This window comes from uncultured Brachyspira sp. (assembly GCF_949287625.1).
GTDB lineage: Bacteria > Spirochaetota > Brachyspiria > Brachyspirales > Brachyspiraceae > Brachyspira.
Map to the genome: position 1 here is coordinate 1 of NZ_CASEGO010000011.1, position 16,761 is coordinate 16,761.

Annotated in this window: 17 protein-coding genes; 4 read left to right on the forward strand and 13 right to left on the reverse strand. The window is 29.6% G+C overall.

Going from position 1 to position 16,761, the window contains the following annotated elements; genetic code table 11:
* The first annotated feature begins 624 nt into the window (after nucleotides 1-624).
* Nucleotides 625-1,242 carry a carboxymuconolactone decarboxylase family protein gene (locus Q1X91_RS03810; protein ID WP_300753541.1) on the forward strand — a complete coding sequence of 206 codons (618 nt, stop codon included), beginning with the start codon at nucleotides 625-627 and terminating at the stop codon, nucleotides 1,240-1,242.
* Nucleotides 1,243-1,277: 35 nt separating this feature from the next.
* Complete coding sequence (locus tag Q1X91_RS03815; RefSeq protein ID WP_300753543.1) at nucleotides 1,278-1,532, forward strand: DUF167 domain-containing protein; 255 nt, start codon at nucleotides 1,278-1,280, stop codon at nucleotides 1,530-1,532.
* A gap of 112 nt (nucleotides 1,533-1,644) precedes the next feature.
* On the opposite strand, the gene Q1X91_RS03820 is transcribed toward Q1X91_RS03815, so the two are convergent.
* The 8 genes from Q1X91_RS03820 to Q1X91_RS03855 form a co-directional block, all read right to left on the reverse strand.
* Complete coding sequence (locus Q1X91_RS03820) at nucleotides 1,645-2,004, reverse strand: DUF1667 domain-containing protein (protein WP_300753545.1); 360 nt, start codon at nucleotides 2,002-2,004, stop codon at nucleotides 1,645-1,647.
* A gap of 45 nt (nucleotides 2,005-2,049) precedes the next feature.
* Nucleotides 2,050-2,916 (reverse strand): arginase family protein, encoded by an 867-nt coding sequence (locus Q1X91_RS03825; RefSeq protein ID WP_300753547.1) that lies wholly within the window; start codon nucleotides 2,914-2,916, stop codon nucleotides 2,050-2,052.
* A 21-nt stretch (nucleotides 2,917-2,937) separates the two neighbouring features.
* Entirely contained in the window at nucleotides 2,938-4,212 is a 1,275-nt protein-coding gene (locus Q1X91_RS03830; protein ID WP_300753548.1) for an FAD-dependent oxidoreductase, read from the reverse strand.
* 199 nt (nucleotides 4,213-4,411) lie between these two features.
* Complete coding sequence (locus Q1X91_RS03835) at nucleotides 4,412-5,851, reverse strand: NAD(P)/FAD-dependent oxidoreductase (protein ID WP_300753550.1); 1,440 nt, start codon at nucleotides 5,849-5,851, stop codon at nucleotides 4,412-4,414.
* A gap of 119 nt (nucleotides 5,852-5,970) precedes the next feature.
* Entirely contained in the window at nucleotides 5,971-7,455 is a 1,485-nt protein-coding gene (gene glpK / locus Q1X91_RS03840; protein ID WP_300753552.1) for a glycerol kinase GlpK, read from the reverse strand.
* 47 nt (nucleotides 7,456-7,502) lie between these two features.
* Complete coding sequence (locus Q1X91_RS03845; RefSeq protein ID WP_300753554.1) at nucleotides 7,503-8,252, reverse strand: MIP/aquaporin family protein; 750 nt, start codon at nucleotides 8,250-8,252, stop codon at nucleotides 7,503-7,505.
* Nucleotides 8,253-8,315: 63 nt separating this feature from the next.
* Nucleotides 8,316-8,813 carry a ferritin family protein gene (locus tag Q1X91_RS03850; protein ID WP_300753556.1) on the reverse strand — a complete coding sequence of 166 codons (498 nt, stop codon included), beginning with the start codon at nucleotides 8,811-8,813 and terminating at the stop codon, nucleotides 8,316-8,318.
* 304 nt (nucleotides 8,814-9,117) lie between these two features.
* Nucleotides 9,118-10,329 (reverse strand): MFS transporter, encoded by a 1,212-nt coding sequence (locus tag Q1X91_RS03855; RefSeq protein ID WP_300753558.1) that lies wholly within the window; start codon nucleotides 10,327-10,329, stop codon nucleotides 9,118-9,120.
* 119 nt (nucleotides 10,330-10,448) lie between these two features.
* Here Q1X91_RS03855 and Q1X91_RS03860 point away from each other — a divergent pair, with 119 nt between their 5' ends.
* Nucleotides 10,449-10,694 (forward strand): hypothetical protein, encoded by a 246-nt coding sequence (locus Q1X91_RS03860; protein ID WP_300753559.1) that lies wholly within the window; start codon nucleotides 10,449-10,451, stop codon nucleotides 10,692-10,694.
* Between the two features lie 17 nt (nucleotides 10,695-10,711).
* Here the strand turns inward: Q1X91_RS03860 and Q1X91_RS03865 are convergent, their stop codons facing one another.
* Both Q1X91_RS03865 and Q1X91_RS03870 read right to left on the reverse strand, forming a co-directional pair.
* A complete protein-coding gene (locus Q1X91_RS03865; protein WP_300753560.1) occupies nucleotides 10,712-11,578 on the reverse strand; it encodes a patatin-like phospholipase family protein in 867 nt (288 codons plus the stop codon).
* Nucleotides 11,579-11,641: 63 nt separating this feature from the next.
* Nucleotides 11,642-12,247, reverse strand: a complete 606-nt coding sequence (locus Q1X91_RS03870; protein ID WP_300753562.1) for a GDSL-type esterase/lipase family protein — start codon at nucleotides 12,245-12,247, stop codon at nucleotides 11,642-11,644.
* Nucleotides 12,248-12,348: 101 nt separating this feature from the next.
* Between Q1X91_RS03870 and Q1X91_RS03875 the strand changes: the two genes are divergently transcribed.
* Entirely contained in the window at nucleotides 12,349-13,206 is an 858-nt protein-coding gene (locus tag Q1X91_RS03875) for an aldo/keto reductase (protein ID WP_300753563.1), read from the forward strand.
* A gap of 77 nt (nucleotides 13,207-13,283) precedes the next feature.
* Here the strand turns inward: Q1X91_RS03875 and Q1X91_RS03880 are convergent, their stop codons facing one another.
* From Q1X91_RS03880 to metG, 3 genes are all read right to left on the reverse strand, one after another.
* The gene (locus Q1X91_RS03880) at nucleotides 13,284-13,667 is read right to left on the reverse strand and encodes a hypothetical protein (RefSeq protein ID WP_300753564.1); all 384 of its coding nucleotides are present in this window, start codon (nucleotides 13,665-13,667) and stop codon (nucleotides 13,284-13,286) included.
* 295 nt (nucleotides 13,668-13,962) lie between these two features.
* Nucleotides 13,963-14,727 (reverse strand): FtsQ-type POTRA domain-containing protein, encoded by a 765-nt coding sequence (locus Q1X91_RS03885; RefSeq protein ID WP_300753565.1) that lies wholly within the window; start codon nucleotides 14,725-14,727, stop codon nucleotides 13,963-13,965.
* A 19-nt stretch (nucleotides 14,728-14,746) separates the two neighbouring features.
* Nucleotides 14,747-16,702, reverse strand: coding sequence for a methionine--tRNA ligase (gene metG, locus Q1X91_RS03890; protein WP_300753567.1), 1,956 nt, complete (start codon nucleotides 16,700-16,702; stop codon nucleotides 14,747-14,749).
* Between the last annotated feature and the right edge of the window lie 59 nt (nucleotides 16,703-16,761).

Below are 16,761 nucleotides of genomic sequence, written 5' to 3' on the forward strand. Positions count from 1 at the left end.
TGTGCCAACAAAAGAACTGGGGTGTGGGGCAAAGCCCCACAAATATCAAAATTTAAAAAATTTATTTTTTGACAAACTATATTTGTTTAGGTATATACTGGAACAATTTTATTTTGTCAATTGGTGCACATTATACAAAAATTATCAACTTTTTTCCGCACACGCCACAGGCGGGCTTCGCCAAAAGTTTTTATCCTTCGGATACGTTTCACGAAAAACGCTATTGCTAGAACTTTATATTTTAAAAATATGTATTAAATGTATGGTAATACCCGAAATTTAGGCCAAAAATGCAGTTCTTTTGATTCTTTTATACCAATAAAAGAACTGGGGTGTGGGGGAAAGCCCCGCAAATATCAAAATTTAAAAAATTAATTTTTTGACAAATTGTAATTGTTTAGGTATATACTAAAAATTTTTAAGTTTGTCAATTTTTTGTTGTTCTTTTTCCCGCCGGACTTTGTCTCGGGTACTTTCTCACTTCGTTAGATCGCGTTTACATTTGATAAGAATAAACAATACCGTGTGTCCAGAATGAAAATGAGGGAGAGCTCGCGGTTGACAAAGTTAAAAATTTTTAGTATAAATTAATACAAAACAAAAACTATATTAGGATAGGAAATAATGAATAATCTAATCAATTTTCAAATTAAAGATAAAGACAATTATTTTGAAAGCATAGAAGATGCATATATAAAGCCTCCCAAAAAAATACCTATATTTTTAAAACTTCCAATGTGGATAGCAAAAAAGAAAGTAAAAAAAGACTTATTACTTCCAAAGATTTTAGCTTGGAATCCTAAAACTGCAATAAGTTCTGGTATAATGGAGGCATTAATTACGCATGATGATAAGGAAGTGCCTAAAAGACTTTTAAAACTCATAAGAATACAAATCTCTATAGATATAGCATGCCCATTTTGTATAGATATGAACAGCTTTGAATATGATAAAGACAGTGTAACTGAAGAAGAAATAAAATATTTACAAAATAAAGATATAGAAACATGCCCTACAATGTCAAGTAAAGAAAAGACTGCTTTAAAATATATTTCGGCTATCACAAAAACACCAGTGATTATATCTGAAAAATTAATAACAGAAATAAAAAAAGAATATTCAGAGAGAGCGATACTTATATTAGCATCTACTGCAGCACAGGTAAATTATTGGGCTAGGCTTATAAGGGCTTTAGGAGTACCTACTGCTGGGTTTACTAATATATGTAAAATTAATAAATAACATGGAAATAAAAAAAATATAACAGCTATAATATTATGAATATAGAAGTTAAAGTAACAGCGGGAGCTAAATCTAATAGTTTTAAATTCGAGAATGGGGCTTATTCTATTCGCATTATGGCTAAGGCTATAGACGGCAAGGCTAATAAGGCTATAATAGACTTTTTGGCTAATGAACTTAATATAAAAAAAAGAGATGTTGAAATATTAAAGGGTGAGAAAAGCAGCAAAAAAATTATAGCTCTTAATATTGAAGAAAATAAACTCAAAGAATATTTTAGTAAAAATTAGGTTTTATTTTAATAATTATTAATTTATTTTTGAAGCAAGTTTAATATAAATTATTAAATATAATACTAATCTATTAACATCAAAATGAGTATTATATTAATAAATAAAAAAATTAAAGAGCTTCTATATTTCTAGCAGCTACTATATCAGTACCTGCAGCATTATGAAGCACAACATCTCCAATATGAACTGGAGCATTGACTTCTACAGTTTTTAAAGCCTCTAAACATTCATTAATTCTTGATTTATCTATAGCCTCTTTAGTTTTTACTGGAAGCATTTTCAATTTTCCATTTTTAATTTTCACTATAGAAGCAACCATTCTTACTGGACGAACAACCTCATCTCTGGCATAAGTGTCTCCTCTCTTGCAGGTATTACCGCTTACACTCATAACCTGATTTCCGTCCATCTCCACAGATAAAGCACAGCCCATAGGGCAGCATATACAAGTTAATTCTTTTTTTTCCATAAATTACTTCCTTTTATTTTTTAATAGTTTTTAGTTTATAATTAGCTAATTAAATAAAGGCAGCTCAGCCATCATATTTTTCATAAGTATCTCTACTCTCGGCATATGCTCGGCTATAGTAAGACCTACTAATTCTTTTTCTCTTGCTATATCATTTATAACCCTAACAACTTCATTAATTTTCATCCCATTTGGAGAAACACCGACAGCCGCTATTATTTCATTAGGGTCAAGAACATCTAAATCAAAATGTATTAATACTTTACTAGCTTTGCATTCTTTGAGCCATTTTATTATACATTCACTTGACTTGGAAATCTCTTCAGGAGCAAAATGCTTTATGCCATACTCTTTTTGACGTACCTTTATCTCATCTCTCTCCCAATCTCTAAGCCCTACAAATAAAATATTCTCTGCTGAAATTTTACTTGGAAGATTATTTACTGCATCTATTTTACCCATGCAGGCACTTACAGCCATAGCATGATATCCTGCATAAGTATTGTCTTTAGGTAAAGTTATATCAGGGTGAGCATCTATCCATATTAAAGCTATATCATTATTATATTTTTTGTTTAAATATGTAAAAGGAGCAACACTTACAGAACATTCTCCTCCGAAAACTATTATTTTATCCGGATTGTTTTTATTTAGTATATCTAAGGCACTATTAGTTTGTTTTACTATATAATCATAATCCATAATACCATTTTTTATTTCTCTTTTTTCTATATTAAGAGAAACAGGAACTTCTATAGTTTTATGAGCATTATTTTCTGGTGCTAATATACTTAGAAGTTTAGCTCCTAAATAATATCCTCTTGAAGAATCTTCAGGCTTTAACTCCTTTATCCAATGCGATATTATACCGCCCTGCCACTGCGGATAAACTAACCTTAAAGTTTGATGCATAAATATAAACTCCAAATTATATTAATTATCCTCTATCTTAAACTCAATATTTTTAAGACCTTCTTTTGAAAGCATAGCCTTATCTAGTTTAACACTCTCCATTTCACCGGGAGCAAATATCAAATGCTTTTTATGCATTACTCTCTCTCCGTCAAAATACACATTTAAGAATTTGTTTTGGAATATAGCACTTACTCTAAACCTTACCATAACATGATCATCTACATTATGAGCATTAATCATAGAAGGTACAGTATATCTCACACCATTAGAGCCTTTTAGAGATATAGAATTTGTATTATCTCTTCTTTTGTTTTTAAGCACATACTCGGCAGCACTCTTTCCAGCAGTTTCAGCCTCTTCAGAAACAAAATCTACCAAGTCATGAACATGAAGAACATTACCGCAGGAGAATACTCCGTCAATATTAGTCTCCAAACTTTCATTTACTATAGCACCAGAGGTTATAGGATTAATCTCAACGCCAATCTCTTTTGAAAGCTCATTTTCTGGTATAAGACCAACAGACAAAAGCAAAGTATCGCATGAATAATATTCTTCAGTACCTTTTATAGGCTTCATATTCTCATCAACTTTTGCTATAGTAACACCTTCAAGTCTTTCTTTTCCCTTAATATCTATAACTGTATGACTAAGTTTAAGAGGAATTCCGAAATCGTCCAAACATTGAACTATATTTCTTTTAAGCCCTCCAGAGAAAGGAAGTATTTCAGCTACTACTTTTACTTTAGCACCTTCAAAAGTCATTCTCCTAGCCATAATAAGTCCTATATCCCCAGAACCAAGTATAACAACTTCTTTTCCAGGCATATATCCTTCAATATTAACTAAATGCTGAGCAGCCCCCGCAGAAAATATTCCAGCAGGTCTGAAACCAGGTATATTCAAAGCCCCTCTTGAACGCTCACGGCAGCCCATAGCAAGTATCACAGCTTTGGCATTAATCTCAACTAAACCTTCTTCTTTATTTATATAAATAATTTTTTTAGTTTTGTCATTATTGAGTACAATATCCAAAACCATAGTATTAAGTTTATAATTAATATTTAAATCATAAACTTTTTCTATAAATCTGTAAGCATATTCAGGACCAGTAAGCTCTTCGCCGAATCTATGAAGCCCAAAACCATTATGTATGCATTGATTGAGTATGCCTCCAAGCACCTCATCACGCTCTAGCATAAGCAAATTATCTATTCCATTTTCTTTAGCAGAAATGGCAGCGGCAAGTCCGGCAGGTCCTCCGCCTATAACAACAACATCATAAGATTCCATTTTTTACCTCGTTTATTTTTTATCTATAAACTGTATTATACTTTATGCACTAAAAATTTTATTTTTGTTAAAAAGTAGTTTTTTTAATTTCGGATTTGCAGGGCTTTGCCCCGCACCCCAGTTCTTTTATTGGTATAAAAGAACCAAAAGAACTGCATTTTTAACATAAAATAGGCTATTAACTTATATTCAATACATATTAAAAAGTTTCCTTGTCATAACCAATAACTATTTCAGAACCTTTTCCGCATTTTGTAATAGTTAAAGGAGAAACATTAAGTTCTCTAGCTAAAATCTCTATAATCTTAGGAGAACAGAAACCGCCCTGACATCTTCCAAGACCAGCACGTACTCTTCTTTTTACTCCGTCAAGAGATTTAGCTCCTATAGGACTTTTTATAGCTTCTACAATCTCACCCTCAGTTACCTTTTCACATCTGCATATTATATGTCCGTATAAAGGATTTTCTTTTATGAGTTTATTTTTCTCTTCATTAGAAAGTTTATTAAAATGTGTTATTCCTTTTCTTTTTTCTATAAAGTTTTCTTTTTTCTCGAAGTTTCCTTTCTTGCTTACAATATCAGCAACCATTAAACCAATGGCAGGAGAAGAAACAAGACCAGGTGATTCTATACCAGCACAGTCGAAAAATCCTTCGCAGTCTTCAAGCTCTTTTATGATAAACTCATGATTATCTTCATGAGGACGAAGCCCGCAGAATGAAGTTATAACCTTATTATACGGTATATTTTTTACTGTGAGTTTTGACTTTTCTATAATCTGAGCAAGCCCATCTGCTGTGGTATTTAAACCCTCTTTATCTTCTATATCAATAGCTGTAGGTCCAAGCATTATATTACCATGAGCTGTAGGAGTAACTAATATACCTTTACCCAATTTGGTAGGAAGTGCAAATATTGTAGAAGTTACTAAGTTATCAACTTCCTTGTCAAGTAATATATAGTCGCCTCTTCTTGGAGTAATATGTATTTTGTTTTTGCTCATCATATTATGAAACTTATCAGCATAAACTCCAGCAGCATTAACAATATATTTAGCTTTTATAGTTCCGTTATTAGTTTTAGCTTCAAAAGTGCCGTCATCAAGTTTTTTGATATTTATAACTTCAGTATAGAACTTGAATTCGACTCCGTTAGCATAAGCATTTTCAGCATAAGCAATATTTAAAATGAATGGATCTACTATACCTCCCGTAGGAGCATACAAAGCAGCACATACATTGTCGTTTAGATTAGGCTCTTTTTTATGAACTTCTTCTCTATTTAATATTTGAAGTCCTTCAACTCCGTTTTTTATTCCTCTTTCATATATAGCTTTAAGATTAGGAATATCCTCTTCATTAGTACATACTACAAGTGAACCATTCTGTTTAAAAGGCACATCAAGGTCTTCTGATATTTTTTTCATCATCTTATTTCCAAGAACATTTAACTTAGCCATAAGAGATCCGTTTGCCGCATCAAAACCTGCATGCACTATTCCGCTGTTGGATTTTGAAGTGCCTGAACAAACATCTTCGCCTCTTTCTACAACACATATACTAGCCTTATACCTAGATAGTTCGCGTGCTGAAGAAGTACCAGACACACCAGCACCAATAATTAATATATCATACATTATATATCCCTCGTAAATTATATTAGATGTTATTAATTGAAATAAGTAAGAACTAAATGCATATTAATATTCAATTATTACAAATGAATATTAATATGCAAGATAATGACAATAAGAAATTATAAAGCCCAGCCTCTTGATCTCTCAACAGCTTTCTTCCAGCCCATATATTTTTTATTTCTCTCTTCTTCTGAAAGTGAAGGAGTGAATTCTCTCTCTAGTTTCCATCTGTTAGAAATTTCATCTTTATCCTTCCAGAATCCTACAGCAAGTCCGGCCAAATAAGCAGCACCCAAAGCAGTTGTTTCTGTTATTTGAGGACGAAGAACTTTTGTATTAATAATATCAGCTTGGAACTGCATTAAGAAATTATCTCTGCATGCTCCGCCGTCTACTTTTAATGAAGCAAGTTTAACACCGCTGTCAGCAACCATAGCATCAATAACATCTTTACTCTGATAAGCTATAGCCTCTTCAGCAGCCCTTATTATATGACTTCTATTAACTCCTCTAGTAATACCTACTAAACAGCCTCTTGCATACATATCCCAATAAGGAGCACCAAGACCAACGAATGCAGGTACTAAATATACTCCATTAGTATCTTTTACTTTTGTAGCAAAATATTCAGTATCTTTTGCATCATGAAGAAGTCTTAATTCATCTCTTACCCACTGTATAACAGCACCAGCTATAAATACAGAACCTTCCAAAGCATATTCTATTTTTCCGTTATATCCTATGCCTATAGTAGTAATAAGTCCGTTCTTACTTAATATAAAATTCTCTCCTATATTCATAAGAATGAAACTTCCAGTACCATAAGTATTTTTAGTGTCGCCTTTATTAAATCCAGCCTGTCCGAATAATGCAGACTGCTGGTCTCCTGCTATTCCAGATATAGGTACTTCTTTACCGTTAATATTAGCGTATCCATAAACACATGAAGAGTCTTTTACCTCTGGAAGCATACTCATAGGTATATCTAATTCTCTTAAAATGTTTTCGTCCCATTTAAGTTCTTTGATATTATAAATCATAGTTCTTGATGCATTAGTATAGTCAGTAACATGAACTTTACCGCCTGTAAGTTTCCATACCAGCCAAGTATCTATCGTACCGAAAAGTAAATCGCCTTTATTAGCTTTTTCTCTAGCACCAGGAACATTATCGAGTATCCATTTTATTTTGGTACCAGAGAAATAAGCATCTACTACCAAACCAGTATTTTCTCTTATGTATGTATCAAGACCTTTTTGTTTTAATTCATCGCAAATAGGAGCAGTTCTTCTGCATTGCCAAACTATAGCATTATAAATAGGCTCTCCAGTATTTTTATCCCATACAACAGTAGTTTCTCTTTGATTTGTAATACCAATAGCAGCTATCTCTTCAGGTTTAACTCCTGCAATCTGTATGGCTTCCTGCAAAACCCCAAACTGAGTAGCCCAAATTTCTGCAGCATTATGTTCAACCCAGCCTTCATGAGGATAAATTTGTGTAAACTCTTTTTGTGCAACTGATACCATATTTTGATCATAATCAAATACTATAGCTCTGCTGCTTGTTGTACCTTGATCTATTGCAACTACATATTTTGACATAATTAAAACTCCTTTATAATTAATTAAAATAATAATCTATAAACTATTCATTGAAGTTTATCTTTAGCTAATGACTTTCCTATTGTAAAATCATATAAAACAGCACCTAAAACAGCACCTACTATAGGTCCTATTATAGGAACTATCCATATATTAGTTCCATCTGTAAGTCCGTTATTTTTAAATCCCGCAACAACTGCAAAAAGTCTAGGTCCTAAATCTCTAGCTGGGTTTATAGCATAACCATGCATAAATCCAAATGACATACCTATAACAACTACTATAAGTCCAACTATTAAGTATCCTAAATTAGAGCCTGCTGGTGTATTATTAGCATCTCCTGTTGTAAGAATTAAAAATACAAGTATAAATGTTCCTACTACTTGATCTATAAAACCTGGTAAAAATCCTGGAACAGCTGGGAAAGTTGTAAATACTCCGGCTGTAGTAGTTAATGTAGGGTCTACTTCTATCCATTTAGCATAATAAACAGCAAATGTTACAGCAGCACCAAGGAAACATCCTATCATTTGAGCTATAACATAATACCATACTTTATTCCAAGGAAATCTTCCTGTAACAGCCAATGCTAAAGTAAGTGCAGGATTTAAATGTGCACCGCTTATTTTACCAGATACATAAGCCCCAAACATAACAGCTAGTCCCCAAGCTATATGAATATTAACTGGAGCACCATTATTACATACTACAACTGCAGCAACAACTCCGCAGCCTAAAAGTATTAAAAAGAAAGAACCTACTAGCTCGGCTAAAAACTCTGCTTTTTTACTATACATAAAATATCCTCCTACATAATAATAAATAAATAATAACTAATTTTTTTACCAAATATCAAAAAATTAATTTATACCTCCAACTCTGTACTGCTCACATACTGGACATCTCTTAGGAGCAGTGCCGTCTTTATGAACATAACCGCATTTACTGCATTGCCACTTATCAATATTAGGAACATTATCTCCTAAATATTTTTCAAACATCTTTTTGTGCCCCTCTTCTATCTTTCCAACATGTTCAAAAAGTATGGCTATATCATTAAAGCCTTCCTCTCTTGCAGTTTCAGCAAATTTTAAATACATATCTGTAGCTTCGTAGTTTTCTCCTGCTATGGCATCTTTTAAATTTTCATCTTTTGAGAGTATTCCATGATAGCGTTCAAACCATAATTTGCCATGTTCCTGCTCATTTCTGGAGGCTTTCTCATAGGCTAATGCCAAATTTTCCATTCCATCTTCCCTAGCTTTTTCGGCATAGTACATATATTTGCACCTTGCCATTGCCTCTCCAATAAAAGCAGTTTTTAAATTTTCCGCTGTTTTTGATTTTTTTAAATCCATTATTACCTCCAATCTTTTAATTATTTGTTCTATAATTAACTAGTATAGAAATTTTATCAATGAAATATATATGAATGTTTAAAAAAACGTTTTTTTTTTCATATTTTTATGATAAAAAATAATAGAAATATAATAAAATTTATTTGATTTATATAAATTATACATATACCATGTTACTGTATAATTTATATTCTTTTTAATGTAAATTATATTAACTTTAATAAATCATTAATATACCAAACAATATACCTATACCAAGTACTAGTATAGTAGTAATATTTTTAAAAAATATATTTTATACATTTTATACGTTATTTTTGGACTTGTTACTATTATAAAGCATAACAATACAAAGAAAAGCAAGAACAGATAATACAGCTCCGCCAAAACCTACAAACCTAACTCCGAAATTATCAAATATACTGCTTCCTACAAATGATCCCAAAGCTATACCAAAATTAAATGAAAATGAATTATTTGATGAAGCTAATGTAAGGCAGGAAGGATACTCTTTTTCTGTAAAATCAAGTATATTAAGCTGAACAGGAGAGTTCATTAAGTACATTAAAAAACCTATAATAAGTATTACAATAGCGGCACTCACCATATTAAGTAAAGCAAAAGGAAGTATTATCATACATAAAAACTGCATTATAAAAATAAATCTTAATCTGTAAACTCCGTTATGCTCTGCAAGTTTACCTGAAAGCAAATTACTAAAAAGAACAGCAACACCAAATACAAGTAATGCAGCACTTATATATTTATTTGGTATATGAACATAATCAAGAAAAATAGGTTTTAAATAAGTGTACAGCACATATGAAGAGGCGGCTCCGAAAAGTATTGTAAAAGTACTTAATATAAATCTCCTGTCTTTAAATAAGACAAACTGACTTAATAATTTTACCTTATGACTTACTGTATTTCTTGGAAGAGTTATGAACATTAAAACAGTCATAACAGCACTAAAAATAGAGATGAATATAAAAGAAGAACGCCAGCCAAAATTGTAGCTTAAAGTTGTTCCTATAGGCACTCCGAAAATAGAGGCTATACTAAATCCAGAGTAAATCCAAGCCACTACCATTGGTCTTTTTTCTTTTGATGATACATACGGACTAAAAGATATTGAAACCGATATCAGAGAACCAGAAATTACAGCAATGAGCATTCTTAAAATAAGGAGAAATGTATAATTATAAGCTAATGAACATAAAAAATTAAGAATGATAAATATTATGCTTGCAAATATTATAAAATGAAATCTATTAAACTTACCTGCTATAGCAGCTGAAAAAGGAGTACATACAGAATAAGCCAAAGCAAACATAGAAACAAGACCTCCGGCTTTAACTTCTGTAATATTAAAACTCTCGGCTATTTCAGTTAAAACTCCTATGACTATAAACTCACTTGTACCTAAGGCAAAACTTAAAAGCACCAATGCTATTATAGCCAATAATTTATTTTCTTCTTTTTTTACTTCTGATATACTGCTTTCTAACACTGACATAATTTTTTCTCTAAAAAAATTACTATTAATGATATATTATGTTTAAAAAAATTCAATTAAGATATATAATTTTTTTTAATAATTTTGAATATTTTTATATTAATTTACAGGATACTTGTATGAAATATACAAATAAATCATATTTTGACAAGGCTAAAGAAAAAGAAGAAGCAGGTTATTATGAAGAGGCATTAGAATATTATAAAAAAGCATTAGAAGAAGATGATGAAAACATTGAGCTCTACTTTAGTATTAATCTTATAAAATCCTACATCGAAATTGAGAAAAACACTCAAGATAAAGAAAAACAAAATAAACATACTAAACTTTTTAATATATTTAATGAATTTTTAGATGAAAAATAAAAAAACAAAAATGAAACTCATTTTAATAGAGTTAAAGCATCAATATAGCCTTGATGCATACATTTTTTTATAAAATTACTAGAAAAATTTAAAGTACCTTCAAAAAAATTACCTAAATTTTTTTGAGGATAAAGTTCATATACATTTAAATTATTATCTAATTTATTTTTTAAAATATTTGAATTACTATTCCTTTTTAAATGCACAACTATTATATCTGTGAATTTATTATTTTTTAAAGCTCTTATTGGAGAATTATCGCTTATGCCTCCGTCAATATATAATATACCTTCTATATTTTCAGGAGGAAATACTGCAGGTATTGCTGATGAAGCTAAAAGTATTTTTTTTATTGTCTTTAGTGAATAATTATTAAGTTTGAAATAATATGGTTTTAAATTATCAATATTAGTACATGAAACATATATATTCATTTTTTTGATAGTTTCTTCATATAAATATTTATCCATTATTTCCATGATACCATCTCTGGAAAATATGGCTGAAGTTGATAAAAAATTAATAAATGGAATAAATAAAATATTATCATCATTTAAAAAATCAGATATTATCTCATTTACAGCATTCTTAATATAGTTTTTTCTTATTTCAAATAAAGAGTTTATAACATTATTATAATTTAAAGTTAATATTTTATCTTCAACTTCATTGAGCCATATATTTTCTGCTATTTTAGAATTTAAATTATATATTGAAAATAAACATGCATTTAAAGCTCCTACAGAAGCACCTGATATAGTATTGATATATTGGATAATATCAAGTTCTTTTAAAGCTTTAAAAACTCCTATATGATATGCTCCTTTAGCTCCGCCTCCGTCTAATACTAAACCTATTTTTCTATTACTATTATTTTTATTCATAATTAGTACCCAATAATTAAGATACTATTAATTTAGCATATACTTATGACAGATTTTGTCAGTTTACTTTAAAAAGTATTTTTTTAATTCTTTATAAATCTCTGAAGCAAATACATTATGTCCGTTTTCGCTTAAATGAACGCCGTCAAAAAATATATCATAATAATGATTTTCTTTTAATATCTTACTCACAAATAGATTATAAACATCTATACTTTTTATATTATTTGTTTTTGTATAATTATTTATAAAATTAACGTACTCTTTTAGAATACTATCAAACTCTTCTATATTGCTAGATTCAAAAAAATCAAATGCCTCCTTAACAAAAGCAATCGGAGTAAATACTATTATATCAATATTATTTTCTAAAGATTTATTTAATATGCTTATTAAATTATTTTCTATTTTTTCTACAGGTTTGCAGGTAAATATATCATTAACTCCTCCCATCAAAATAACAGTATCAGCATTTTCTTTTTTGCAGTCAATATCAAAACGAGCAAGCATTCCAGAAATCATATCTCCGTTAATGCCTTTATTTATAAATTTAAGGTCTTTATGTTCTTCATTATTAAATTTATCATTTAATATTTCAGTCCACACCTTTTCCCTGCCTACCATATATCCGTAAGTGGTGCTGTCTCCTAAACAAATTATTTTTTTCATAAAATTAATTTCCACAAATTTCCTATGCATAATATTTTTATTTATTATATAATATAATATAATATAAATATTTAAATAAAATTATTACGGAGCATATATAAATGAAAGATTTTAAAAGTTTAAAAGACACGTTCACATTAAGTAACGGATATAAAATTCCATGCATAGGATTCGGTACTTGGCAGACGCCAGACGGAGAAACTGCTGTAAATGCTGTAAAAGAAGCCATAAAATTAGGATACGAACATATTGATACAGCAGCAATTTACGGGAATGAAAAAAGTATTGGAAAAGCAATCAAAGAAAACGGTATTAATAGAGATGAACTTTTTATCACAAGCAAAGTGTGGAATAAAGAGAGAGGATATAAAACAACATTAAAAGCTTTTGAAAAAACTCTTAATGATTTGTGTATTGATTACTTAGATTTATACCTTATTCACTGGCCTGCATCTGTAAATCAATTTAAAGATTGGGATAATATTAATTTGGAAACTTGGAGAGCTATGACTGAACTTTATAAAGCAGGAAAAATAAAATCAATAGGGGTATCTAACTTTATGCCTCATCATTTAAAATCATTAATGGAAACAGAGATTAAACCTATGGTTAATCAGATAGAGTTTCATGTTGGATTTATGCAGGAAGAAACTTTTAAATACTGCAATGATAATAACATATTAATAGAGGCTTGGAGTCCTTTGGGTACTGGAAAAATGCTTGATAATGATACGCTAAAACAAATAGCTTTAAAATATAATAAATCTATAGCTCAGCTTTGCATAAGATGGTGTTTACAAAATAATACTTTGCCTTTGCCAAAATCTGTAACTCCATCACGAATAAAAGAAAATACTGAAATATTTGATTTTGTGATAAGCGATGAAGATATGAAAACAATAAACAGCATGCCTTATTTCGGAGGATCAGGACATCACCCAGATAAAGTGAATTTCTAAAATGCTTTAAAACAAAAAATAAGCTATAGATTTTCATAAATAATATCTATAGCTTATTTTATTATTAAATTATTATATTATTGAACAACTCTATTATTCTCAATAGATAATATTTCCAGTTCTTTAGCCCTAGAATATACTATAGAGTTTTTTATTCTCTTTTTATCAATAATATTTCTATATTTATGTGATATATTTCCCTTTTCTATAAAGCTCATTAAAAAATTATAATAATCCTTTTCACTTTCAGAACTAAAATTAACATTCTCTTCACTATCAAACATTTCCTTTATAGTATTTTCAATTTCAGATGCCCTTTCACTTGTTATACCATATTGATTTCTTATTTTATATAAAATAGACATTGAATAATCATCTAAACTGTTATTTTCTAAAAAACTAATAAAAATATCAGCATATTCTTTATCATTTTTATTTGTAAAATTAATATTTAATACCATAAGTTCTCCTAAACACTGTAAATGTAACATATTATTAAAAATTGTAAACATATATTAAAAAATATTATAAATATATATAGATTTATTGTATTATATTTTTTAATATAAAAAAAATAGCATGTAAATTTATTTTATATCGATAATAATTTAATATTTTTTTTAAATATTAAAAGAGTTTATTATATGAAAAAATGCATTTTATTTAAAAGATAATTATATAAATACAATTTTATAATACGTTTAATACAAATATATTAAATTAATTATTAGTTATAATATTAAAAAAATAAAATTATTAATTAATGATTGCTTCTTTAAATCTGAAATCAATTCTTTTTGTCTGATTATCCTGATACTGAACAGTTTTTAATACTGCAGCCAAATCAACGAACTTTTCTGCTTTCACATACTTTTCTAATATTACCTGTACTTGATAGCCTCTAGGATAAAGTATAAGATCGTCTCCATAAGCATTAATTTCAGATATTAAATTGTATATTTCATTATGATTTTTTTTAAGCTCATAAATTACGGAAGCTAAATACTTGGCATACTCATCTTCTACTTTATTACTGTTTTGAGTAATACTTAAACCAGTAATATAAGGCACATCATAATTATAAATATTACCGTTTTTTATAATATATCCGTCATCTGTTATCTCATATATTCCTCTGCTTGATTCAAGTAAAAATAATGTGTCTCTTTCATCTACATTGATAATAAGCAAATCTGGGAATGAGGCTTTTATATTTTCTACTTTGATTCTTACATTTTTTTCTATATCAGAAGTTATATCATTTTTCGGTATATTGAATAGACTTGTATTATTGTATTTTGATAAGCCAGCCTCTTCCATTATATCCATAGCATTTAATCTCTTTAAGCCCCTTATCTCTACACGAAGAATTCTAGCCTTATTTACAATAAGAACTGAAACTAATATTATAATGATAAGTACAAAAATAGCTATTAATCTTTTTATTAAAGATTTCTGCTTATCGGTAAGCTTATTTTTTTTTAACTTTCTTTTAAGTCTGCTTTCTTTAGTATCTTTCATTATAATATTGGTTTTATTATTAATTAACTGAACAGCCTGAGCCGAAATCTTTTTCCGGCTTCATAAGAGAAAGAGTCTCTCCATTATCAGCCAAAAGAAGCATACCATGAGAAGTAACACCTCTAAACTTTTTAGGCTTTAAATTTGCCAAATAAAGCACTGTTTTACCCACCATCTCTTCAGGCTTATAATACTCTGCTATAGAAGATACAACTACCCTCTGCTCGCCTCCGCCAATATCAAGCACAAATTTTAAAAGTTTATCAGCATTTTCTACCTTTTCTGCAACTAATATTTTAGCTGTAAGAAGTTCAAGTTTTTCAAAATCTTCTTTTTCTATATTGGCTTTATGTTTATCTTCTTTAGGAGGATTAATTTGTTTTTTATTATCTTCCATACTTACCCCTATTTCTTTTTCTATGTCATATCTATTAAATAAAGGCTCTCCCTTTTCTATTTTTATTCCAGCTTTTAAAGAACCCCATTTCTTAGCACTTTCCAAAGAAACACTATCTCCTAAACCTAATCTGTTAAATACTTTTTTAGGAGTTTCTACAAAGAATATCTGTAAATAAGCTGTTACTATATAGTATACTTGGAAAGATATATACATTACATTAGCTAAATGATCTTTTTTACTTTCATCTTTAGCCAAATTCCAAGGAGCACTCTCTTCTACATATTTGTTGGTCATTCTTATAACCTCCCAAATATATGATAATGCCTCATGAAATTTAAAACTATCTAATGCTGATTCCACATTGGCATCAAGTGTAAGAACCATTTTTTTGAGTTCTTTTTCTCTATCTCCAAATACGCTTTCAGCCTCATCTGGAAGTACGCCATTAAAATATTTTCCAAGCATAGTAGTTATTCTATGCCATAAATTACCATAATCATTGGCCAAATCGCTGTTTATTCTCTTTAAGAAAAGCTCCTGAGAATAATATCCGTCAGAACCGAAATTAATCTCTCTCATCAAAAAATATCTTAAAGCATCAACACCGTATTTATCTATCAAAGTATTAGGGTCAACTACATTTCCTCTGCTTTTACTCATCTTCTTTCCGTCATCAAAAAGAACCCAGCCATGACCGAATACTTTTTTAGGAAGAGGTATATCAAGCATTTTAAGCATTATAGGCCATATAACAGCATGGAAACGCACTATCTCCTTGCCTACAAAATGCACATCAGCTGGCCAGTATTTTTTATATAATTCATCTTCTCCATATTCTGGATATCCTAAAGCAGTAATATAATTTGATAAAGCATCAATCCATACATATATACTATGCTCACTGTCAACAGGACAAGGTATGCCCCATTGCAATCCCTTACGGCTTACTGCTAAATCCTCTAATCCCGGAAGTAAGAAGTTTTTAAGCATTTCATTTTGTCTTTCTTTAGGCTCTAAAAACTCAGGGTGATCCTTATAATAATCTATTAACCATTGTCCGTACTGTGAAAGTTTAAGATAGTAGCATTCTTCTTCTTTATATTCTAATTCTTTTTCGCAGTCCGGACAATAGAACTTACCGTCATCTTTTTTTACTACCTGACTTTCTGTAAAAAATGCCTCATCGCTTACACAATAAAGCCCCTTATAAGCACCCTTATAAATATATCCTTTATCAAAAAGTATTTTAAATATTTTCTGAACTCTTCTTTCATGATAGTCATCAGTAGTTCTTATATAATGACTGTAATTAATATGAAGTCTTTTCCATAACTCTTTGGTGGCATTAACAATATTATCAACATAAGCCTTAGGAGTAGTGCCTGCTGCTTCAGCTTTTCTTGCAATTTTCTCACCATGCTCATCTGTACCTGTTAAAAAATAAACATCATACCCCATTATTTTTTTGTATCTAGCCATAGTGTCTGCTGCTATAGTACAGTAGCAATGACCAATATGCAAATAATCTGAAGGATAGTATATCGGAGTTGTAATATAAAACTTTTTATCTGTCATCTGTATGCCTCCATTTTTAAGTTATGTATTTTTAATATTTTAAAAACAAATCAATTATA